At 72.2% G+C, this 21,420-nt stretch carries 19 protein-coding genes and 1 pseudogene; 8 read left to right on the top strand and 12 right to left on the bottom strand.

Annotation, left to right across the window (positions count from 1 at the left end):
• Positions 1-42: 42 nt before the first annotated feature.
• Positions 43-411 (bottom strand): annotated as a pseudogene (locus ACZ4TR_RS29575) (ester cyclase); the annotation flags it as partial.
• A gap of 76 nt (positions 412-487) precedes the next feature.
• On the opposite strand from ACZ4TR_RS29575, the gene ACZ4TR_RS29570 reads away from it, so the two are divergent.
• Positions 488-1,792 carry a cytochrome P450 gene (locus ACZ4TR_RS29570; RefSeq protein WP_465290365.1) on the top strand — a complete coding sequence of 435 codons (1,305 nt, stop codon included), beginning with the start codon at positions 488-490 and terminating at the stop codon, positions 1,790-1,792.
• Positions 1,789-2,430: a TetR/AcrR family transcriptional regulator gene (locus ACZ4TR_RS29565; protein WP_465290363.1), complete on the top strand. Its 642-nt coding sequence runs from the start codon at positions 1,789-1,791 to the stop codon at positions 2,428-2,430. Before ACZ4TR_RS29570 ends, ACZ4TR_RS29565 begins: the two co-directional genes overlap by 4 nt.
• Before the next feature lie 7 nt (positions 2,431-2,437).
• On the opposite strand, the gene ACZ4TR_RS29560 is transcribed toward ACZ4TR_RS29565, so the two are convergent.
• The 7 genes from ACZ4TR_RS29560 to ACZ4TR_RS29530 form a co-directional block, all read right to left on the bottom strand.
• Positions 2,438-3,085, bottom strand: coding sequence for a GTP pyrophosphokinase (locus tag ACZ4TR_RS29560; RefSeq protein WP_465290362.1), 648 nt, complete (start codon positions 3,083-3,085; stop codon positions 2,438-2,440).
• Positions 3,086-3,341: 256 nt separating this feature from the next.
• A complete protein-coding gene (locus tag ACZ4TR_RS29555) occupies positions 3,342-4,646 on the bottom strand; it encodes a hypothetical protein (RefSeq protein WP_465290360.1) in 1,305 nt (434 codons plus the stop codon).
• Between the two features lie 202 nt (positions 4,647-4,848).
• The gene (locus ACZ4TR_RS29550) at positions 4,849-5,724 is read right to left on the bottom strand and encodes an LLM class F420-dependent oxidoreductase (RefSeq protein ID WP_465290358.1); all 876 of its coding nucleotides are present in this window, start codon (positions 5,722-5,724) and stop codon (positions 4,849-4,851) included.
• A 68-nt stretch (positions 5,725-5,792) separates the two neighbouring features.
• Positions 5,793-6,929, bottom strand: coding sequence for an adenosylhomocysteinase (locus ACZ4TR_RS29545; protein WP_465290356.1), 1,137 nt, complete (start codon positions 6,927-6,929; stop codon positions 5,793-5,795).
• Between the two features lie 125 nt (positions 6,930-7,054).
• A complete protein-coding gene (locus ACZ4TR_RS29540; RefSeq protein ID WP_465290355.1) occupies positions 7,055-8,335 on the bottom strand; it encodes an alpha/beta hydrolase in 1,281 nt (426 codons plus the stop codon).
• A 40-nt stretch (positions 8,336-8,375) separates the two neighbouring features.
• Positions 8,376-8,732 (bottom strand): YciI family protein, encoded by a 357-nt coding sequence (locus ACZ4TR_RS29535; protein WP_465290353.1) that lies wholly within the window; start codon positions 8,730-8,732, stop codon positions 8,376-8,378.
• A gap of 118 nt (positions 8,733-8,850) precedes the next feature.
• Complete coding sequence (locus ACZ4TR_RS29530) at positions 8,851-9,846, bottom strand: hypothetical protein (protein ID WP_465290352.1); 996 nt, start codon at positions 9,844-9,846, stop codon at positions 8,851-8,853.
• A gap of 60 nt (positions 9,847-9,906) precedes the next feature.
• Here ACZ4TR_RS29530 and ACZ4TR_RS29525 point away from each other — a divergent pair, with 60 nt between their 5' ends.
• Positions 9,907-10,503: a TetR/AcrR family transcriptional regulator gene (locus ACZ4TR_RS29525; protein WP_465290350.1), complete on the top strand. Its 597-nt coding sequence runs from the start codon at positions 9,907-9,909 to the stop codon at positions 10,501-10,503.
• On the top strand, positions 10,500-11,435 hold the full coding sequence (locus tag ACZ4TR_RS29520; protein ID WP_465290349.1) for a hypothetical protein: 936 nt from the start codon (positions 10,500-10,502) through the stop codon (positions 11,433-11,435). Before ACZ4TR_RS29525 ends, ACZ4TR_RS29520 begins: the two co-directional genes overlap by 4 nt.
• Here ACZ4TR_RS29520 and ACZ4TR_RS29515 read toward each other — a convergent pair.
• Together ACZ4TR_RS29515 and ACZ4TR_RS29510 are read right to left on the bottom strand one after the other, a co-directional pair.
• A complete protein-coding gene (locus ACZ4TR_RS29515) occupies positions 11,387-12,553 on the bottom strand; it encodes a lipase family protein (RefSeq protein WP_465290347.1) in 1,167 nt (388 codons plus the stop codon). The two genes, ACZ4TR_RS29520 and ACZ4TR_RS29515, sit on opposite strands and share 49 nt — an antisense overlap.
• Positions 12,554-12,600: 47 nt before the next feature.
• A complete protein-coding gene (locus ACZ4TR_RS29510; RefSeq protein ID WP_465290346.1) occupies positions 12,601-14,163 on the bottom strand; it encodes a GMC oxidoreductase in 1,563 nt (520 codons plus the stop codon).
• A gap of 104 nt (positions 14,164-14,267) precedes the next feature.
• Between ACZ4TR_RS29510 and ACZ4TR_RS29505 the strand changes: the two genes are divergently transcribed.
• Positions 14,268-14,837 (top strand): TetR/AcrR family transcriptional regulator, encoded by a 570-nt coding sequence (locus ACZ4TR_RS29505; RefSeq protein ID WP_465290344.1) that lies wholly within the window; start codon positions 14,268-14,270, stop codon positions 14,835-14,837.
• 406 nt (positions 14,838-15,243) lie between these two features.
• Here the strand turns inward: ACZ4TR_RS29505 and ACZ4TR_RS29500 are convergent, their stop codons facing one another.
• A complete protein-coding gene (locus tag ACZ4TR_RS29500) occupies positions 15,244-16,122 on the bottom strand; it encodes a LysR family transcriptional regulator (RefSeq protein ID WP_465290342.1) in 879 nt (292 codons plus the stop codon).
• 128 nt (positions 16,123-16,250) lie between these two features.
• Here ACZ4TR_RS29500 and ACZ4TR_RS29495 point away from each other — a divergent pair, with 128 nt between their 5' ends.
• Complete coding sequence (locus tag ACZ4TR_RS29495) at positions 16,251-17,129, top strand: TIGR03620 family F420-dependent LLM class oxidoreductase (RefSeq protein ID WP_465290340.1); 879 nt, start codon at positions 16,251-16,253, stop codon at positions 17,127-17,129.
• 124 nt (positions 17,130-17,253) lie between these two features.
• Positions 17,254-20,385, top strand: a complete 3,132-nt coding sequence (locus ACZ4TR_RS29490) for a family 43 glycosylhydrolase (protein WP_465290338.1) — start codon at positions 17,254-17,256, stop codon at positions 20,383-20,385.
• Here the strand turns inward: ACZ4TR_RS29490 and ACZ4TR_RS29485 are convergent.
• Positions 20,376-20,861, bottom strand: a complete 486-nt coding sequence (locus ACZ4TR_RS29485) for a pyridoxamine 5'-phosphate oxidase family protein (RefSeq protein WP_465290336.1) — start codon at positions 20,859-20,861, stop codon at positions 20,376-20,378. The two genes, ACZ4TR_RS29490 and ACZ4TR_RS29485, sit on opposite strands and share 10 nt — an antisense overlap.
• A 127-nt stretch (positions 20,862-20,988) precedes the next feature.
• Here ACZ4TR_RS29485 and ACZ4TR_RS29480 point away from each other — a divergent pair, with 127 nt between their 5' ends.
• Positions 20,989-21,327 (top strand): hypothetical protein, encoded by a 339-nt coding sequence (locus ACZ4TR_RS29480; protein WP_465290334.1) that lies wholly within the window; start codon positions 20,989-20,991, stop codon positions 21,325-21,327.
• The last annotated feature ends 93 nt before the right edge of the window (positions 21,328-21,420 follow it).

Raw genomic sequence — 21,420 nt, 5'->3', positions numbered from 1 at the left:
CGAGAGCGTGTCGAAGTAGATGCGCTCGCACACGAGCTTTTCCTCCGCGTCGAACACGAAGTAGGCCGTCATGCGGACGCGGAAACGGGACCCGGTCGCCGGGATCGCGCCGAGGGGGCCGAGGTGCGTGCCCAGCAGCCAAAACTCGACGATGACCGCGTCGGCGCTGTGCCGCAGCGCGATCAGCTCGTGGTGCTGGTCGGGGAACGCGGTGCGGGTGTCGTGGTAGTAGCCACGGACGGCGCCGGCGCCGTCGTGGACCGTCATCGTCGCGATCACCTCGTAGTGCGGGTGCGGGAACGTCGCCAGCGTGGCGTCCCAGTCCTGGGCGACCTCGTCGCGGAAGTGGTCGAGCACCAGCTTCTGCCGGGCCGCGAGGACTTCGGGCGCGGGGATGTCGAACTCGGTCATCGGCGCTCCTGAAATCTACGATGTAGGTAATTCAGGATAACCTACACTGTAGGCACGCCGATGGAAGGGGACGCCCGTGCTCGAAGGAACCCTCGCCCGCGCCAAGCCGGTGATCAAGTGGGGGCTCGGCCACGCGCTCCCCCGGACCGTGCTGCGCCGCGAAGCCCGGCGCGGCGACCTCCAGGGGCGGATGGTCGTCGCCGCGGCCGACGGGCGCGACCTGACCGGGCTGTTCGAGGAGATCCGCGCCGCCGGCCCGCTCGCGCGCACTCGTTTCGGCTGGATGACCACGACGCACGCCGCGGTCCGGGAAGTGCTGTCCAGCGAGGACTTCCGCGTCGGCGTCATCGGCTCGGACGGCTCGCCGCTCGGCCGCCTGGTCGAGTGGTCGGCCGGCGAGCACCTGCACCCGGTGCGGCCGCCGTCGCTGCTCGCCGTCAACCCGCCGGAGCACACGCGCTACCGCAAGCTGGTCACCGGCGTCTTCACCGTGCGCGCCGTCGAGCAGCTGCGCGGGCGCGTCCAGGAGATCGCCGACGGCCTGCTCGACGAGCTCGACCCCGGCCGGCCGCTCGACCTCGTCGAGTCCTACTGCAGCCTGCTTCCGGTGACCGTGATCAGCGAGATCCTCGGCGTGCCGACGGCCGATCTGGGCAAGGTGCTGTCGCTGGGCGCGGCGGCCGCGCCCAGCCTCGACCTCGGCCTGGGCTGGCGCACGTTCCGCCACGTCGAGACCGCGCTGGGCGAGTTCGACACCTGGCTCGGAGAGCACCTCGACCACCTGCGCCGGCACCCCGGCAAGGACCTGTTCAGCAAGCTCGTCGCGGCCCGCGACGGCGGCGTCGGCCTCACCGAGACGGAGCTGAAGTCCACCGCGGGCCTGGTGCTCGCGGCCGGCTTCGAGACGACCGTCAACCTGCTCGGCAGCGGGATCGCGCTGCTCGCGGGCGACCCCGGGCAGCTCGCCGTCCTGCGCGAGCGTCCGGAGCTGTGGGGCAACGCCGTGGAGGAGGTCCTGCGATACGACCCGCCGGTCCTGCTGACCGGCCGGCTCGCGACGCGCGCGACCGAGGTCGCCGGGGTTCCCCTGCCCCGCGGCGCGCTGGTGACCACGGTGCTGGCCGGCGCGAACCGCGACCCCGGGGTGTTCACCGATCCGGGCACCTTCGACGTCACTCGGGACGGCGCGCGCGACCACGTGGCGTTCGGCGCCGGCCGCCACCACTGCCTGGGCGCTTCGCTGGCACGTATGGAGGGCGAAATCGGCCTGCGCACGATCTTCGGCCGGTTCCCGGACCTGCGCGTGCTGCCCGGGGGCCGTCGCCGGGAGACGCGGATCCTGCGCGGCTACGAAAGCCTGCCGGCGGTGCTCGCCCCATGACTACCCGGCGGGGCCGTCCACCCCGGGACGCGGACGTCTTGTCGCGCGCGCGGATCCTGAAGGAGGCGCTGGCGCTCGTCGACGAAGAGGGCCTGGCCGCGGTGAGCATGCGGAAGCTCGCGCGCCGGCTCGGCGTCGACCCGATGAGCCTGTACAACCACGTCGACGGCAAGGACGCGCTGCTCGACGGCATCGCCGAGGTGCTGTTGGCGGCGATCCCGGCGCCGGTTCCCGGCGGGGACCTGCGGGAGACGATGTCCGCGCTGGCGCACGGGTTCCGGGCCGCGATGCTCGATCACCCGCGCGCGGCGCCACTCGTGCTGACCCGCCAGCTGGCGTCGATGACGGCGCTCGCGCCGGTCGAGGCCGTGCTCGGCCCGCTGCTCGCGGCGGGCTACCCGCCGGACCGCGCGGTGCACGGGCTGCGCGCGGTCCTGGCGTTCCTGATCGGGACGCTGATGCGGGAGGTCGACGCGGCGCCGACGTTCAGCGGTACCGGCGACGAGGGCAGGCTCGCGGACCTCTCGGCGTCCGGGCTGCCCGCCGTCGCCGCGGCGGCGCCGTACCTCGCGGTGTGCGACCACGAAGCGGAGTTCGAGTTCGGGCTGGGCATCCTGCTCGACGCGCTGGCGCCGTGACGTCGCCTCAGCGGAGGCGTTCGTGCAGCGCCGCCATGCGGGCGTCGAGGTCCGCCGCCGTCCGGGCCGCGGCCGCGAGCTCGCCCGCGAAGTCGTCCGGGACGTCGTCGGCGTACTTGTAGGACAGCTTGTGCTCGACCGCGGCCCAGAAGTCCATCGCGATGGTGCGCAGCTGCACCTCGACCTTGACCTTCTCGACCCGGTCGGACAGGAACACCGGGATCCGCACGATCAGGTGCAGGCTGCGGTAGCCGTTGGCCTTCGGGCGCGCGATGTAGTCCTTGGTGCGCAGCAGCTCGACGTCGTCCTGGGCGGTGAGCATGCGGGCGACCTGGTGCACGTCGGAGACGAACGGGCAGACCACGCGGATGCCGGCGATGTCGTCGAGGACGTGCGCGGCGGCGATCCAGTCGTCGCCGAGGCCGCGTCGGCGGACCTTCTCCTTGATCGCCTCCGGCCGCTTCACCCGGCTCGTGATGTGCTCGATCGGGTCGTGGCGGTGGACGAAGTCGAACTCCTCGCTGAGGATCCGCAGTTTCGTCATCAGCTCTTCGATGGCGAACTTGTACATCAGCAGGAAACGCGGGAGCTGCCCGGCGACGGCGAGCTCGTCGGCCGCCTCCCGCAGGTCCTCGGCCGCCGGATCGGTGGTCACTGAAGCCTCGTGCTGTCGTCGGTCGTTTTCCGAGCACCAGGTTACTGGGCTCCCTCGGGTCAACGAGCAGCGGCGGGCCGGAGTTCCCGCACGTCACCGGATCGGGTCACCGAAGCCGGCCCCTATCGGGGCAGGCGGGGGGCCACGGGATCAGTGGGGCACTTCGTGCAGGTGGTTCGCGCTGACGGTGGGAGCCGGCGGAGGATGCCGGCGGAGGGTGTGCACCGGCCCGCCGCCGGTGCACACCCTCCTGGTCTCACTTGCCTTCGGTGGTGGTTTCGGTCGTGCTGTCGGTTGCGGTCTCGGTGCCGGTTGCGGTCGCACTTCCGGCCGAGGCCGCGACGCACTTCTCCGCTACCGCGGCCGCCGCTGCCTGCTCCGCCGCGTCGCCGGCCTTCTTGTTCTTGCCCTTGGCTTTCTGCTGGCCGTTCTGCTCGGCAGCCATGCCCTGCTGGTCCGCGGCCGCGCCGGAGTCGGCGGTGGCTTCGGTGACACAGGCCAGGATGGCGGTGCAGTCCTGCGCGGAGACTTCGTTCTGAGCCGCGGTTTCATCCTTCGCCGCGGCTTCGTCCTGGGCTGCCATGCCCTGCTGGTCGGCCATGCCGTTCTCGTTGGCCATACCGTTCTGGTCGGCCACGCCATTCTGCTTGGCCATGCCGTTCTGCTTGGCCGCGCCGTCGCCGTCGGCCATGCCGTTCTCGGCGGCAGCGCCGTTCTCGGCAGCCATGCCGTTCTCGTTGGCCATGCCGTTCTCGTTGGCCATACCGTTCTGCTTGGCCGCACCGTTCTGCTTGGCCATACCGTTGCCGCCGGCCATGCCGTTCTCGGCAGCCGCGCCGTTCTCGGCGGCCATGCCGTTGGCGTCGGCCACTCCGGCGGCCTGGGCCACGCACTTCTCGACCACGTCGCAGGCCTGGACCGCCGCGTCGGCCTGAGCGGCGTCGTCTTCGGCGGCCGCGTCCTGCTGGTCGGCCATGGCGTTCTCCTCGGCCGCGCCGTTCTTCGCGGCCTTGCCCTTCTGCTTCGCCTTGCCGTTGGCGGCCTCGCCCTGGCCGGCAACTTCCTGCTGGTCGGCCATACCGTTCTCGTCGGCCATACCGTTCTCGCCGGCGGCCATACCGTTCTCGTCCTGCTGGGCGGCCTTGCCGTTCTTGGCCTTGCCGTGGGCCATACCGTTGCCGCCGGCCTGGGCGTCCTCTTCGGCGACCGCGTCCTGCGCGGCCGCGTCGACGACCGCCGCGCACTGGGTCGCGACCGCGTTCGCGGCCACCGCTCCGCCGCAGCCGGCCGCCGCGCGGCGCTGCTGGATCTGGTCGACCACCGCCTGGCGGTTGGCTATCCGGGCCGCCGACTGGGCGTCCGGCGCCGCCTGCTGGCCCGCGATGAACGTGAGGTTGTTCTGCAGCGCCGTGTCCAGGCCGCCGCAGCTTTCCGTCGCCGCGTTGCTCGCCGGGCTGCTGAGGGCGATCGCCGTCGCCGTCGCCCCCGCGACTCCCAGCAGCGCCGCCAGCCCGATCGTGGCCTGTTTGCGGTGTCGTCCGGTACTGCGTCCGTGGGGCATCAGCCCCTCCTCTCTGGTCGCCACCTCACCACGGCACACGGCGCGACGCCGTGAACGGTTCACCGCAAAGGAAAAAGAACCAGAGAGTCCACTGTGGACGAAGAGGGCGCACGGCACCGGCGAACCGGCGGCCCGCCGGTTCACCCCCTGACTACCAGAGCCGGAGTGATCCGGAGGTGAACCCGCGGGCCGGACGCCGGGACTAGCCCAGCTCGGCCAGCTGCGGCACGGCCGGGGCCATGCCCTCGATCCACGCGGCCGGCGAGCCCGAGGTCGGCGTGATGATCGCCGTCCGCACGCCGAGCTTCGCGTAGTCCGCCATCGCCCGGACGAAGTCGTCGCGGGTCTCCGGCGTCGGACGCGGGTTGTTGGCCAGGACCGTCTTGCGGATCTCGTCGTAGTCGCGGCCGACGTCGTCGCAGTGGCCGCGCAGCACGTCCAGCTTGTGCGCGACGTCCTCGGGCGAGGACGCGAAGAGGTTGCACGCGTCGCCGTACTGCGCGACCAGCCGCAACGTCTTGCGCTCTCCCCCGCCGCCGATGAGCACCTTCGGGCGGCTGATCGGCTGGGGCGAGCACAGCGTCTCGGCGAGCTGGTAGTGCTTGCCCTCGAACGGGCCGTTGTTCTCCGGGTCCCACATCTGCCCGCAGATGCGCAGCGTCTCCTCCAGCCGCTCGAACCGCTCGGCGACCGGCGGGAACGGCACGCCCATCCCCCGGTGCTCGCGCTCGAACCAGGCCGCGCCGACACCCAGCACGGCCCGGCCGCCCGAGAGGACGTCGAGGGTGGTGACGATCTTCGCGAGCAGGCCGGGGTGCCGGTAGGTCACGCCGGTGACGAGCAGGCCGAGCTCGACCCGGGACGTGTGCGCGGCGAGGAAACCGAGGGTGGTGTAGCCCTCCAGCATGTTCGACTCGGCGGGCAGGCCCGTCGGCTCGATCTGGAAGTAGTGGTCCATGAAGGACAGCCAGGTCGCCCCGGCCTCCTCCGCCGCGCTGCCCACCCGGGCGAGCTCACCGGCGATGGCGGTGGTCCCGCCGTCGATGTCGAAGATGGGGAGGTGGAAACCGAGCTCCATGAAACGTTCTCCTGACGTGCGGTCGGCGTGACCCTCACGCTAGAGCCTGGAGCGCGCTCCAGGTCAAGCTAGCTCAGCCGCGCCACCAGGTCGGTGGCGATCCGGCGCTCCACCGGCGCCGGGACCGGCTGGACCTCGGCGGCCAGCACTCCCGCGGCCACCGCTGCCAGACTGCGGACCTGCAGCGTGAGGCCCAGATCCATGGCCTGGACGGAGTTGCCGTTCGCGGCGGTCAGGTTGAGCATCCGGCCCTGGTCGAGGACGACGATCTCGCGGCCGTCGGCGAGCACGTGCCCGACCCGGCGGCCGGGTTCGCCGTACTCGACCGTGTGGGTCGTCGCCGACCGTAGCGCGGCCGCGTCGATCTCCCACGCGAAGTGCCCGACCCCGGCGAGCAGGGCGCCGTCGGGCAGGGCCGCCAGCTCCGCGGAGCCGACGACGCCCGGGGCGCCGGTCGCGGTGAAGACCGCCTGCGCGTCGGACAGGGCCTCGACCGAGGAGCCGACCCGGTGACCGTCCAAAATGGCCTGGAGCGCGCGCATCGGGTCGGTGTCGCACACCGCGACCCGCGCGCCGAGGCGGGAGAGGGTGTCCGCGACGCCCTTGCCGCACGGCCCGTAGCCGAGCACCGCAGCGCGCATCCCCGGCACCATCAGGTTGGTGGCGTTGAGAAATCCCTGCACGACGCTCTGGCCGACCCCGAACTCGTTCTCCACCAGCAGCTTCAGCCGCGAGTCGTTGATCACGACGACCGGGTGGCGCACGCGCGCCTCCCGCAGCCGCACGCCGCCGGTGGTCGTCTCCTCGGTGCCGCCGAGGTACCCCGCGGGCGGCCCGGACGCCAGCAGCGACAGGGTCAGGTCGGCGCCGTTGTCGAGGGTGAGGTCCGGCTCGCACTCGAGGACCTTCGCGACGTTCCGGGCGTGGCCGGCGTCATCGTCGGCGCGGCGCGTGTGCACCCGCACGCCGAGCGCGCGGAGGGCGTCGGCGACGTCGTCGTGAGTGGTGCCGGGCGAGCCGGTCAGCGTGACGTCGACGCCGGCGCGGGCCAGCAGGGTGACCAGGGCCGCGGTCTTGGGCTCGACGTGCAGGCACATCGCGAGGCGCCGGCCGGCGAGCACCGGCGCGGCTTCCTCGACGGCGGCCGCGGTCAGCGGCATGTGCTTGAGCGCCCAGGTGGTCCCGGCGTGCGGAGATGCAGACATGACTGTGCCTTACGGTTGGGGGAGAGAGGACCTGGAGGCGGGGTCCGTCAACCGTAGAAGTCGCAGCGGTAGGAGTGGTCGCCGAAGATCGGCGCCACGAGTGCCTGACCGCTCATGCCTCCAAGCTACCGCACGACCGAGGCCAGGAAGTCCGCCACGTCCCCCGGGTCGCCGGTCGTCACCGGGACGCCCGCCGCGCGCAGGTGGTCCGCGAACTCGGCCGACTTGCGGCCGCCCTGGCCGAGCAGGAACGGCGGCGCGCCCGCGGCCGGGTACGCCAGCGGGCTCGCCTCGCGCCACGTCGCCGGGGAGCGGCCCAGCGCCACCAGGATCGACGCGCGGGTGAGCGGGTCCAGGCCCGTCAGGTCGAAATCGGCCGGAGCGTCCAGCGCCGCCACCGCGCGGACCGGGCTCTCCGGGACCCTGGCCACGCCGAGCAGTGACGCCAGCGTGCCGCCCGTTCCCGTGCCCACGGCCGTGATCCGCGCCGGGTCGACGTTCAGCGCCGCCGCGTTGGCCGCGAGGAACCGAACCGCGCACCTCGCGCCCGTCAGCGGGGCCGGCCAGCGCGCCGCGGGCGCGAGGCGGTAGTCGATCGAGGCGACCGCGAACCCCCGCGCCGTCAGGGCGTCGCGCAGGGGCACCAGCCGCGACCCGGCGAGCAGCGCGCCCGGCCCGGCCGGCTTGCGGTTGCCCACGACGAGGCCACCGCCGTGCAGGAAGAGCGCCACCGGGGCGGCCCGGACGTCCGGGTGCGGGCGGGCGATGTCCATGAGCAGGGGGATCCCGTCCGGGCGGCAGTATTCGACCGTGCTGCCGTCGAGCAGCGTCGAGGTCGACGTGCCGGTGACGTTGTCGCCGGCCGCGACCGTGCCCACCGCGCCGGTCGCGAGCACCAGCAGCAGCACGGGGAACAGCACGATCCACGCCGACACGCGCCGCAGCGTCGACGGCCGCGGGTGTGCTCTCCGCCGAGCCACGACCAGGAAGCCCAAGACGGCGATGACCTGCAGCGCGGCCGCGGCGTAGTCCGTGAAACCGGCGACGGTGTCCGCCGGCTGCCAGGGGTCGAACCGCGCCAGCAGCCCGAGCGGCCGGCTCGCCACCCACAACGCGAGGCTCGCGGCCGCGACGCACGCGCCGGCCCGGGCGGTCTTGCGGGTCGGCCACCCGAGCACGACGACGAAAGCGACGAACTCGACGGCGGCGAACAGGCCGAACAACATCGCGTAGAACTGCCAGATCCGCCAGAGGGCGGCGAGCGAGGCGGCCGGGATCAGGGCACCGCCGAGCGCGGCGAAAGCGGCCGTGACCAGCACCGGACCGCGTCGCAGCGGCGGCGGGGTGGCGTAGCGCGCGGTCGCCGACGGGTGGCGCGTGCCGTGGTACCCGTCGACGACCTTCATGGCGCCAGTGTCACCCCGGCACCGGGGTCGCCGCCACGAATCAGGCGAACCCGGCGAGCGGGCGCACCTCGATCGGGGCGTGGATCGCGGCGGTGACCCGGCCGGCCCACCCGAGCGCGGCGGTGAGATCGGCGGCTTCGATCAGGTAGAACCCGCCGAGGTGCTCCTTCCCCTCGGAGAAGGGCCCGTCGGTGGTCAGCAGCCCGTTCCCGGCTTCGCGGACCACCCGCGCGGCGGCGGGCTCGTCCAGCCGGGCGCTGAAGACCCAGGTCCCGGTCGCTTTGAGGTCCCGCTCGACGTCGCCGAGCCGCTGCTGCACCTCCCGCATCGCCGCGTCCGACGGCGGTTCGCGGACTTCGCCTTCGACGCTGTGCACCGACAGCAGGTAGTGCGCCATGACGCTGCTCCTTCTCGCGGGCGGGCGGGCCCCGCCGCTCGCCCTTTGTACGAACGAGCCTGCCCCGGATCGACTACTCGCGCGCGTCCGTGCACTTCATCGGCGATTCCTCTGGTGCTCAGGCGTAGCAGTCCGCCAAAGCGCCGAATGCCGCTTTCGGCTCCCAGGGCACATCGCCATACGTCCGACCGGAGCCCTCCTCCAGCACCTTCACCACGCCCCAGCTCGCCATGTCCAGGTCCGCCCGCGGATCGGCCCGGTGGACCAGCCCGTAACACACGAACGTGCAGGCGAAGGCCGCGTCGACGCCCTCCGTCGTGAAGATCTCCAGCAGCTCGCGGAAGTACCGCGCCTGCTCCTCCTCGTCGCGGACGTACTCACCCTTCAGCCGCACCGGAACGTCGCCCTCGTACTCCACGATTTCGCCGCAGCGGGCGCCGAGGTCGGCCGCTCCCCGGTACGGCGTCACGCCGAACTCCGTGATCGCCACCGGTTTGCCCGACGCCACCAGCGCGCGGACGCCCTCGCGGTAGACGTGCGCGACCTCCTTCGAGCGGTGCGCATCCACCGAAATGATGTCGAACGGCTCCCAGTCCACCCGCTCCAGCGGTATCGCCGCGTACGTCACGCGGCCACCGAACCGGGTGCGGACCGTCGCGACCGCCCGGGCCAGGAACGCGTTGACCCGGTCCGGGAGCCCGGCGACGAGGTCCCGTGACGCCAGCAGTCCGGCCAGCCGCTCTTCGATCCCCTCCCCGGGCAGGAAACCGTGGTTGAACAGGCTCAGCTCGGCCCCGGTGACGAACACGATCTCGGCACCCGCCCGCCGCAGACGTTCGGCTCGCGAAGCACCGTCGGCGAGGAGCCCGAGGATCTCCTCCTGCGTGCGATCCCACGGGAACGGCGAGAACCACACCTCCAGCCCGAGGGCGGCGGCCTCGCGGGCCGCGTGGTCGATCCGGTCCAGGTCGGTGCCGATCAGCCGGACGGCCGTGCAGTGCAGGTCGTCGCGGATGATCGTCAGCTCGCGGCGGACCAGGTCCGGGTCGAACGGGCGGTTGAACCGCCCGTTCCGCTCCAGGCCGGTGTCGTAGCCGATGCCCTTGGCTCGCACAGTTCCTCCAGGATTTAGGGTACGGTCCGTACCGTACCCTAAAGCGGTACACTGCGGCACATGGCCGAGACCCGCCGCCGCGGCACCGAACTGGAAAACGCGATCCTGCGCGCCGCCGCAGACGAGCTCGCCGAGGCCGGCTACCCCGGCCTGACCATGGAACGGGTCGCGCGGCGGGCCGGCACCAACAAGAACGCGATCTACCGCCGCTGGCCGAACCGTGCCGCGCTCGGGGTCGCCGCCTACCGGCACGTCGCCGCGGACACCCTCAAGCCACCCGACACGGGCAACCTCCGCGAGGACGCCCTGGCCTTGCTGCGCGCGATCAACTGCGGTCAGACCTCCCCCGCCGCGCGGATCCTGCGCGGTCTCCTGACCGGCGTCGGCGACGAGCCGGAGCTGCGGGAACAGCTGCACGAACAGGCCGCCGAGGGGGGCGCGAAGCCGTGGCTCGAGATCGTCGAGAGGGCCGTCGCACGCGGCGAAGCGCGTCCCGGAGCCCGGCACCCGCGCGTCGCCACCGTCGCACTCGTACTGCTGCGCAACGAATTCCTCACGCGCGGACTGACCACGCTGGACGACGACGTGCTCGTGGAGATCGTCGACGAGGTCTACTTGCCGCTGGTGCGCGCACCCGTGAGTACCGTCGAAGCGTGACCCGACTCGCCCGACACGACAAGATCGCCGCGGCCCTCGAGGAGGCACCCGACGACCTCCTGGCTTCCGCGCGCCCGCTCGGCGCCGGGATCGGCGGCTCGACCTGGCTGCTGACCGTGGCCGGCGAACCCGTTTTCGTGAAGCGGGTCGCGTTGACCGAGGTCGAGCGGCGGCACGAAGGCTCGACCGCCGACCTGTACGGGCTGCCGCCTTGGTACCACTACGGGGTGGGCTCCGCGGGCACCAGCGCCTGGCGTGAACTGGGCGCGCACCTCGCGGCGACCGGATGGGTGCGCACCGGGCAGTGTGAGAACTTCCCGCTCCTCCACCACTGGCGCGTCCTGCCCGGGCTGCCGCGCCCCCGCACCGACTTGGAACGGGACGTCGCGTTTTGGCACGGCGATCCGGGCGTGCGGCGCCGTCTGGCAGCTCTCGACGACGCGACCACGGACCTCGTCCTGTTCCTCGAGTACCTGCCGCGGAACCTCTCCCAATGGCTCACCGACGACCCCGGTGGCGTAGCCCTGGCACACCGCGACCTCCGCGGGATCACCGATTTCCTGGCCGGCCAGGGCGTTCAGCACTTCGACGCGCACTTCGCGAACATCCTCACCGACGGGGACCGGCTTTACCTCAGCGACTTCGGGCTCGCGGCGATGCCGGACTTCGCACTGTCGGCGGCCGAAACGAAGTTCCTCGCCGAGCACTCCACGCACGACCAGGCGTACGTGCTGACCCGCCTGATGAACTGGACCGTCCGGCACCACATCGACGACGGTGGCCAGCTCGGGCGCTACGCCGCGTTGGCCACCGTCGTCAACGATTTCTACTTCGCGCTCCACGCTGTAGACCGGCGGACGCCGTACCCCAAGGACGAGATCGCTCAGCAGTTGGAGCGCGCCGGCTTGCCCGCGAACCGGTCACCCAGGTAGCGCACGACGTCGCCGGCGGAAAACGCCAGCGTCGTCACGTGTTCGCCGACGTAGGTGCCCCAAGTGACGGGCACCCCGGCCGCGCAGTACTCGCGGCGCAGGGTCCGCGCCTGCGACAGCGGGATGATCTCGTCGAGGCTGCCGTGGAACAGGAAGACCGGCGCCTTCGGCGGGCGGGCACCCAGCTCGTTCGCCGCCAGCCGGGCCTGCCACTCCGGGGTCGTCAGCGGGTTCGCCGTCGTGTAGTCGGCGATGTGCCCGAAGGCGTAACCGAACACGGCGTCGACGCAGGCGTCCCGCTGCGTCTCGTACAGCGTGCGACCGCGCTCGTCGAGGTAGGCGGGCAGGTCCAGCTCCGGGTACGCCGCGTCCAGGCCCAGCGCCGACAGCAGCAGGAAGCCGAACCCGATCCCGCCGTCGAGGCTCTTCGCCACGACGTCCAGGTCCGCCGGCGTCCCGCCCGCCGTGATACCCGCGACCTGCAGCTCCGGCGCGTACGACGGCGCCAGCTCGCCCGCCCACGCCGCTCCCCCGCCGCCTTGGGAGTAGCCGGAGAACGCGAGCGGCCCGCCGGCGGCCAGGCCCGCGGCCGGCAGCCGGGTGGCCGCGCGGGCGGCGTCGATCACCGTGTGGCCCTCGGACCGGCCGACGACGTAGGTGTGCAGGCCGGGTGTCCCGAGGCCTTCGTAGTCGGTGATCGCGACGGCCCAGCCGCGGCTCAGCATCGCGTCGACGAACAGCGGCTTTTCGTAGTCGGGCCGGAACTTCGACGGCGCGCAGCGGTCGCCGACGCCGCGGGTGCCGCTGGCCACGGAGACGATCGGTCGCGGGCCGGCGCCGGTCCACGGCGCCGTGGGCACCAGGACGCGGCCCGACACCGCGATCGGCGTGTCCGTCGCGGACCGCGACCGGTACAGCACCAGATACCCCTTGGCGCCGGCCGAATCCGGTAACGGCCGCCACCAGACGACATCGCCGTCGGCGCCGGCCGGCAGCGGGCTCGGTGGCGTGTAGAAGGCGTCGCCGTCCGGGCCGCGGGGCGGCTCCGCGGCACTCGCCGGGCTTGCCGGGGTGGAGACCAAGAGCACGGCCAGCAGGACCGTCCACAAGCGACGCATGAGAACTCCTCGTCGAGTCCGGAACTTTCAGAAGACAGTGCCCGACTTCAGAAGACGGAGCCGACGTCTTCGGCGATCAGGTGGTCCAGCGCGCGCTCGGCGACCGCGGCGATGGTCATCGACGGGTTGCAGGCGGCGGTCGTCCCGGGCATCAGGGCGCCGTCGAGCACGTAGAGGCCGCGGTGGCCGAGTACGCGGCCTTCGAGGTCGCAGACCGCCCCCATCGCGGCGCCACCGAGCGGGTGCCAGGTGCTGGGCACGACGGCGGTCGTGTCGAGCAGCACGCCGAGCGGGCCGGCGATCCGGGAGACGCGTTCGTGGATGCGGGCGCTGAGCTTCGCGTCGGCGTTCGCGGGCCAGTGCAGGACGGCGTCGTCCTTCGCCGCGTCGTAGACGAACCGGCCGCGGCCCGCGCTGATGCCGTACCCGACGAGCATCGTGGTCCGCAGGTCCGGCAGCGGCGGCAGCGACGCCTGGATGACGGTGTTGGCCGTCGCCGGGTCGTCCCACTCCTTGCTGCCGTAGACGACCGGGCCGCCCTGCGGCGCGCCGAAGTCGTCGGCGAGGTTCGTCCAGGTGTAGATGCGGTCGCCGTTGGTGCCCCAGCCGGCGCCGAGCGCGTCGGGCAGGTCGGGGATGTCGCCCTTCGCGCCCGCGCGCATCAGCAGCCGGGTGGTGTTCGCCGTGCCGGCCGCCATGACCAGCGCCTTCGCGGTGAGGACCTTCTTCTCCAGCACGGTTCCGGACGTGTCGATGCGGTCGACGCGGATCTCCCAGCGCCCGTCCGGCGCCATGGCGACGTCGGTGACGTGGTGCAGGGTCGCGACGGTGCAGCGGCCGGTGGCTTCGGCGGCCGCGAGGTAGGTGACGTCGACCGAGTGCTTGCCGCCGTTGTTCACCCCGAGCGCGCAGTCGCCGTTGGTGTAGGACGGTTTCACCTCGCCGTCGAGCTCGCGCAGAGCATAGTTCCAGTCGATCGGCATCGGGATCTTCTCGACGGCGTAACCCGCGTCGCGCGCGTTGCGGGCGAAGATCCGCGAGGCCTGGTACGGCTTGCTCTCGACGAGGGCGTCCGGCGCGGTGGCGATGCCGAGCATGGCGGCGACGCGCGGGTAGTACTCGGCGTCCAGGCGCGCGTAGTCGAGCTGCTCGGGGAAGCAGGCGTGGAACAGCTCGGCCGTCGGCTGCAGCGTCATGCCCTGGTAGACCAGCGAACCGCCGCCGACGCCGGCCGCGCACATCATGCTCATGCCCTGGCCGCCGACCTGTTCGAGCAGCCCGGTGTAGCGCTCGAACGGCGGCAGCGACAGGAGGCCGGGCAGCGAGGGTGCCGAGCCGAGCCAGAAGATCCGCTTGTCGGGCGACGACGTCGGGTGCGGGAACGTCTCGGCGTCCGGGCCGGTCGGCCAGCGGCGGCCGCGTTCGAGCACCAGCACCGGCACGCCGGCCTGAGCGAGCCGCAATGCCGTGACCCCGCCGCCGAACCCGGAGCCGATGACGACGACCCGGTGCTCCTCGCGCGTGACCGGCACGCGGCCCGCGCCGAGCGCCGCGACCCCCGCGACGGCGGCCGCGCCGCGCAGGACGGTACGGCGGTTCAGGCTCGGCATGGCGGCTCCTCGGTGTCTGCGGTGACCGAGGGTGACTGTAGGAACCCGAACCGAGAGATGGAACGGATTGCCGGTCTCACTACTCGCGAGTAGCATTCCCGGCCATGCGCGCTGTGCGACCGTCCGCGGCCGTGCCCCGGCGCGTCGACGCCCGCCGCAACCGCGAGGCGATCCTGCGCGCGGCCGACGAAGCATTCAGCGAAGACGCCGACGTGGCGCTGGACGAGGTGGCCCGCCGGGCCGGCCTCGGCCGGGCGACGGTCTACCGGCACTTCCCCGACCGCACCGCGCTCGCGCTCGCCGTCGCGGCCCACCACCTGGCGGCGTTCAAGATCCAGGTGCGGGGGCAGGAGTCCTTCCGCGAGCTGCTGCGGGCGGTGCTGACGATGCAGGCCCGGCGGCGCCCGCTCGTCCGGCTGTTCCGCGAACTGCCGGAGCACAGCCAGCGCCAGTACACCCACGCCCTGGTTTCCTTGCTGCGCCCGGCTTTCGAGGCGGCTCAGCGCGAAGGCAGCGTACGCGCGGATCTGGAAGCGGCGGATCTGGCGCTGCTCTTCGAGATGCACGAAGCGGCGCTCGTGTCAGGACTGACGCCCCGGGAGCCGGGGGAACCGGCGCAGCGGCTGGTGCGGGTGTTCCTCGACGGCCTCGCCGCGCGGGACCAACCGCGCTAGCCCGGGCGGAGCAGCGCTTGCTCCGAACGTGTGAACCCGCCTGCCGGAGCGAGAAATCCGCAGGTAGAGCCACAAAAACGTGATTGGCCGCCAGGAAGCCTGGGTACTTCCGGATCACGGCACCGGTGCCCGGATCCCAGGTCTTTCGCATCGGGCCGCACCTTCCGCCCGCGACCGGGTTCGCCCCGGCACGGCACCGTCACGCACATTTTCTCGTCCACCGGAGAGCACCATGACCAACGACTCAGGAGCATGGCACGCCAAACTGCAGCGCGAACAGGAAGCGATCCAGCGCAAGCGAGCGCAACAGGCCTCGCGAACGCCGGCCGGGACGTCCGCCACGCCCCGCTGACCCGACCGTCCACAAAGGATGCCGCGGCGCCCCGGCCGGACGCCGCGGCTTCCTTCATTCCGGCCGGGTCAGCAATGCCTCCGCGCCTTTGCGGAACGCCGCCACGAGCCGGTTGCGCTCACCCGCCCGCGTCGCCACCGCCACCTGGCTCGGCTCGACGCCCGCCAGCGGGACGGTCGTCAGATCCGTGCGGAGGCCGGTGATGTTCCCCGGCGCCGCCGGGATGATCGCCACCGCCTGCCCGCTCGCCACGAGCTCGATCTTGTCCTCGATCGCCTCGATGAGCGGACCGCCGGGCGCCGGGCGGCCGTCCGGACGCGGGTCGACGCGCCAGAACGCGTCCCACTCCGGGTCGAGGGCGCGCGGCAGCGGCTCGTCGGCGATGTCGTCGAGCGTCACGGATTCCTTGCCCGCCAGCCGGTGGTCGCTCGGCAGCAGGAGTACGCGCGGTTCGTCGTAGAGGATCGTCACGTGCAGTCCCGCCGACCGTAGCGGCAGCCGGACGACGGCGACGTCGACGCGGTGCTCCAGCAGTGCCGCGCGGGCATCGTCCCAGGCGAGGTGCTGGGTGCGCACCTCCGCGTCCGGGTGGCGGCGGCGCAGGTCGCGCACCGCCGGCGTGACGATCAGGTTCCCGGTGTAGCCGACGGTGATCCGGCTGGGCCGCGCGACCGCCCGCGCGTGGGCCGCCGCGTGCGCGGCCGCCCGCAGCAGGTCCGCGGCGAGGGGGAGGAACGCCTCGCCGGCCTCGGTGAGCCGCGTGCCCTGCGGGGTGCGGTCCAGCAGGCGGGCGCCGACCTGCTGTTCCAACCGCACGATCTGCCGGCTCAGCGACGACTGCGTGAGGTGCAGTTCGGCGGCGGCCCGGCCGAAGTGGCAGTGCTCCGCGACGACGGCGAAGCCGCGCACCAGGCTCAGATCGAGGTCGGCCATGTCTCCAACATACTCCGCCTGAGCTGCGGCGATGCACAGATCGCATCGCGTCTCGCGAAACAATCATTGGACCCGGCCCGCTCGGTGGCGCCACGGTGGCAGGACCACACCGTCTGAGAGGGAGTTCCATGGCGACCTTGGGGCCCATCGGCGTCTACCTGCCGATTTCGTTCACCCGCGTCCCGCCGGCCGAGAGCCAGCGGGGGGCCGTGCGACGGCTGGAGAGCGCCGGATACCGGACCGTCTGGACGAACGAGGTCGTCGGCGGCAAGGACGCCCTCGTCCAGCTGGCCGTGCTGCTGGCCGCCACCGAGCGGCTGACGTTCGGCACCGGCATCGCGAACATCTGGGCCCGCGAACCGCAGACCCTGCACGCCGGGGCGGCCCTGCTCGCCGAGGCGTACCCGGACCGGCTCGTCCTCGGCGTGGGCGTCGGCTACCCGCAGCAGGCCGAAGGCACCGGCCGGGACTTCGGCAGTCCTCTCGCGACGATCCGCGACTACGTGCAGCGGATGGACGCGGAAACCTGGCCGGCGGCGCCGGAAGCGAAGTATCCGCGGATCCTCGGCGCGAACGGGCCGAGGATGCTCGCCCTGGCGGGGGAGATCGCGGACGGCGCTTTTCCGGCCAACCTCCCGCCGGCGTTCACCGCCGAGGCCCGCTCGGTGCTCGGCCCGGACAAGCTGCTCGTCGTCGGCCTGGCCGTCGTCCCCGATCCCGACACCGGCCGGGCGAAGGCGGCGGCGATCGAGAAGATGTCGGGCACGCTGACCCTCCCGACGTTCTCGAACGCCCTGCGCCGCTTGGGTTTCGCGGTGGACGACGTCGCCGGGATCGCGGACGCCGTCGTGGCCTACGGCGGACCGGACGCGATCGCGGCCAAGGTCCGCGAGCACCTCGCGGCGGGCGCGGACCACGTCCTGCTCATGCCCCCGGCGACGGACGACTTCACCGCCGACGTCACGGTGCTGGAACGGCTCGCGCCGGCGTTCGAGGATCTCGGGTGACGGGCGCCGGCCCTCGGCCGGCCTCTTGACCAGCGGACGCGCCGGACTCTATGGTCAGCGTGCTTCGCCTGATGTTAACGTTAACATCGGGTGGTCCCGACGCGCCCCCGAAGGATCGACAACGATGAAGTTGTTCTCCCCGCGCCGTTTCGGCGTCGTGCTGGCCGTCGTGGCCACGCTCGTCCCCCTGGGCACCGCCGGTGCCGGTGCCGCTCCCCCGTCCGGCGCCACCCGTGCCGCTGCGAGCGCGCTGTCCGTGCCCGGCATCGACGACGTCCGCGGCAACCTCACGCTGCCGACCGGGGGCGCGGGCGGCACGAGCGTCTCCTGGACGTCGTCCGCGCCCGCCGTGATCACCCCGACCGGCGAGGTCACCCGGCCGCCGACCGGCGCCCGACCCGCGAAGGTCGTGCTGACCGCTGAGGTCCGGCTCGGCCGCGAGAGCACGACACGCCGGTTCACGGCCACCGTCGTCCCGAAGCCGGCGCAGGAACCCTTGGCCGGCTACAGCTTCTTCTACTTCACCGGCGAAGGCACGTCCGACGGCGAGCAGATCTACTCGGCGCTGAGCAAGGGCAACGACCCGCTGAACTGGACCGAGCTGAACAACGGGCGGCCGGTGCTCAAGTCGAGCCTGGGCGAGCTGGGCGTGCGCGACCCGTTCATCCTGCGCTCGCCCGACGGCGACAAGTTCTACCTGCTCGCGACCGACCTGCGGATCTACGCCGGCCGCGGCTGGGACGCCGCCCAGCGCTCCGGCAGCCGGTCGATCATGGTCTGGGAGTCCACCGACCTGGCGCACTGGTCACGCCAGCGCAGTGTGCAGGTGTCCCCGCCGACCGCCGGCAACACGTGGGCGCCCGAAGCCTCGTGGGACGCCAAGCGGGGGACGTACGTCGTGTACTGGGCGTCGAAGCTGTACGCCGAGAACGATCCCGACCACACCGGCGACAGCTACAACCGGATGATGTCCGCGACCACCCGCGACTTCGTCACCTTCAGCGCGCCGCAGGTGTGGAACGACCCGGGCTACTCGGTGATCGACTCGACGGTCATCAAGGACCAGGACACCTACTACCGGTTCACCAAGGACGAACGCAACACCACTTCCTCGACGCCGTGCAGCAAGTTCATCACCGAAGAGAAGTCCACCGACCTGCTCGACCCGCACTACGGCTTCGTCGCCGACTGCATCGGCAAGGCGACGGCGACCGGCCCCGGGCTCTCCGCCGGCGAAGGACCCACCGGGTTCAAGTCCAACACCGGGAACAAGTGGTACCTGTTCATCGACGAGTTCGGCGGCCGGGGCTACGTCCCGTTCGAGTCCACCGACCTGAACTCGGGCAAGTGGACGATGTCCACGGGCGCGCACCTGCCCGCGTCCCCGCGGCACGGCACCGTCCTGCCGGTCACGCAGGCGGAGATGGCGCGGCTGAGCGCTCCTCCGGCGCCGGTGCGGGCCGACGCGAACGGCCTCGTCGCGCACTGGCCGCTCGACGCGAAGTCGGGGCAGGTCGCGACCGACACCACCGGCCACGGCTACGACGGCGCCCTCGCCGGGGACGTGTCGTGGGCCGGCGGCTCGCTGAGCTTCGGCGGCACGAACGGGCACGTCCAGCTGCCGAACAACCTGCTGACCGGCGCCGCGGCGGCAACCGTGTCCGCCGACGTCCTGGTCGACCCGGCCCAGCAGACGCCGTACTTCCTCGGGGGCTTCGGCAACACGGCGCCGTCCGGGGCGGGCGACGGCTACCTGTTCACCACCGGCGGCACCGCGAGCGGCGGCCTGCGCGGCGCGATCGCGACCGGCAACTGGACGACCGAGCAGCAGGTGGCCTCGAAGGGCGGGCTGCCGCGCGGGGTCTGGAAGAACCTGACGCTGACCGTCGGCGACGGGGTCGCGGTGCTGTACCTCGACGGCGTCGAAGTCGGACGCAACGCGAACGCGACGATCAAGCCGTCGGACCTCGGCGGCGGCGTCACGGCGGCGAACTACCTCGGCCGCTCGGTGTACGCGGGTGACCGGTACTTCCGCGGCAAGATGAAGGACGTGCGGCTCTACGACCGGGCCCTTTCGGGACTCCAGGTGGCGACGCTGCCGTCGAACAGCACGACGATCCGGTCGGTCGAGCTGGCTTCGTTGAAGACGCCGGCCGTCATCGACTCGGGCGCGTCGACCGTCGTGCTGCCGGTGCGGCCGGGGACCGACCTGCGCCGGCTGTCGCCGAAGTTCGGGCTGGCGCCCGGCGCCACGATCGAGCCGGACACCCGGACGGTGGACCTGAGCCGGCCACGGCGGTTCACGGTGACCGGGGCCGGCGGCGACCGTCGCGTGTGGACGGTCGAGGCGCACGAGACGCGCAGCCCGGTCCTGCCGGGGTACCACGCCGACCCGAACATCGTCGCGTTCGGCGACACGTACTACCTGTACCCGACCACGGACGGCTTCGACGGCTGGAGCGGCACGAAGTTTTCGGCGTGGTCGTCGAAGGACCTGGTGAACTGGACGGACGACGGCGTCATCCTCGACCTGGGGCCGGACGTGAACTGGGCGGACAAGAACGCCTGGGCGCCGACGATCGCCCAGCGCAACGGCAAATACTACTTCTACTTCTGCGCGGAGGCCAAGATCGGCGTGGCGGTGAGCGACTCGCCGACCGGCCCGTTCATCGATTCGGGCAAGCCGCTGATCGCGGTCAACCCGGACGGCGGCCAGGCGATCGACCCGGCGGTGTTCGTCGACCACACCGGGCAGCCGTACCTGTACTGGGGCAACGGCAACGCGTACGTGGTGCCGCTGAACGAGGACATGGTCTCCTTCGCCCCGGCGAGGATCACCCGCCTGACGGGTCTGGACGGCTTCCGCGAAGGCCTGTTCATGGCGGAGCGGAAGGGCACGTACTACCTGAGCTGGTCGATCGACGACACCCGCAGCGAGGACTACCGCGTCGGCTACGCGACGGCGCCGTCACCGACCGGGCCGTTCACGAACCACGGCCTGATCCTGGGCAAGGACGCCCACCTGGGCATCCTCGGCACCGGCCACAGCTCGATGCTGCAGGTTCCGGGCACGGACGACTGGTACCTGGCCTACCACCGCTTCGGCATCCCGGGCGGCGACGGCACGCACCGCGAGACGACGATCGACAGGCTGACCTTCCGCCGCGACGGAACGATCGTCCCCGTGACGCCGACGCTGGAGAGCGTCCGCCCGGAGCGGGTCCCGCAGTGCAGGGGAAAGGCCCGCTACAGCTGAACCCGGTGGTCCCGGGCTTCGCCGTGGAGGGCGCACGGCTGCCCGGGATCCCGCGGGCACAGGACCCAGCGCGCCGACGCGACCACGGAGTACATCCGGTAGGGCGACGCCCCGGACACGTCTTCGAGCGTCACCGCCGACGCGCCGTCGCCGTCGCCGCGGGGATAGCTCGTCAAGGCGCGGTCGAGCGCCTCGCCCGACAGCTCGCGCGCGTCCCCCACCGCGTAGAACGCCCGCCCGTGGTAGGGCGCGACCGTGGAGTCGAAGACGACCAGGCTCACCCGCGGGCGTCCGGCGAGGTTGCGCGAGTGGCGGGCGCCGGTCTCCGAGACCCACACGAACGTGTGGTCGTCTTCCGGGGCGAAGTAGACCGGGCACGTCCAGGGAGCGCCGTCCGCGTCGGTCGTGCCGAGGGTCAGGTAGGCGTTGGCCGAGATCAGGGCGCGGGCATGAGCCGCGAGGTCGTCGTTCTCCATCAGGGGTCGGATTCTGCCACCCGAAGCGGTGAGATGGAGATCACGAGTGGGTGCGTTTACCTGGTCCGGGCCGGGGTAAACGTCCTGCGTTCAGGTTGCTCAGCTTCTTCCGCTCAGGAGTCGTTTGATGACCAGCGTTCTGACCGACGGTCTCGAGAGCGCCCGCGCCCTTCCGGTGCCGCGCCGCCGTCCGGTCACGCCCGACGCGCTCGCCGAGCTCGCCCGCCTCGCCGCGCTGGCGGAGCTCGCCCGGAGTTCGTCGCCCTCGCTCATGCACCACGCGATCCTCGCCGGCACCAGCCCCGCGACGGTGGCCGCCGCCGCGAAGATCGACGTCGCCGAGGCGCACGTCCGGTGGCACACGTGGGCCGAAACCGCGGTGGATCTCGACGAGTACCTGCGGGTGCACGCTGCTTTCGCCGAAGCCGTCATCGCCCGTCACGAAGCCTTCGAGGACGAACTGTGAAAACCCAAGAGACGACGCTGGCCGACTTAGAAGCACTCGGCGACGCGGCCTCCGAACTGCTCCAGCAGATCACCGAGGAACTGGCGACCGTGG

The organism is Amycolatopsis sp. NPDC028719, assembly GCF_055565395.1.
Note: the sequence above shows the minus strand (reverse complement) of the source record. Positions and strands in the feature narration are given on the sequence as shown.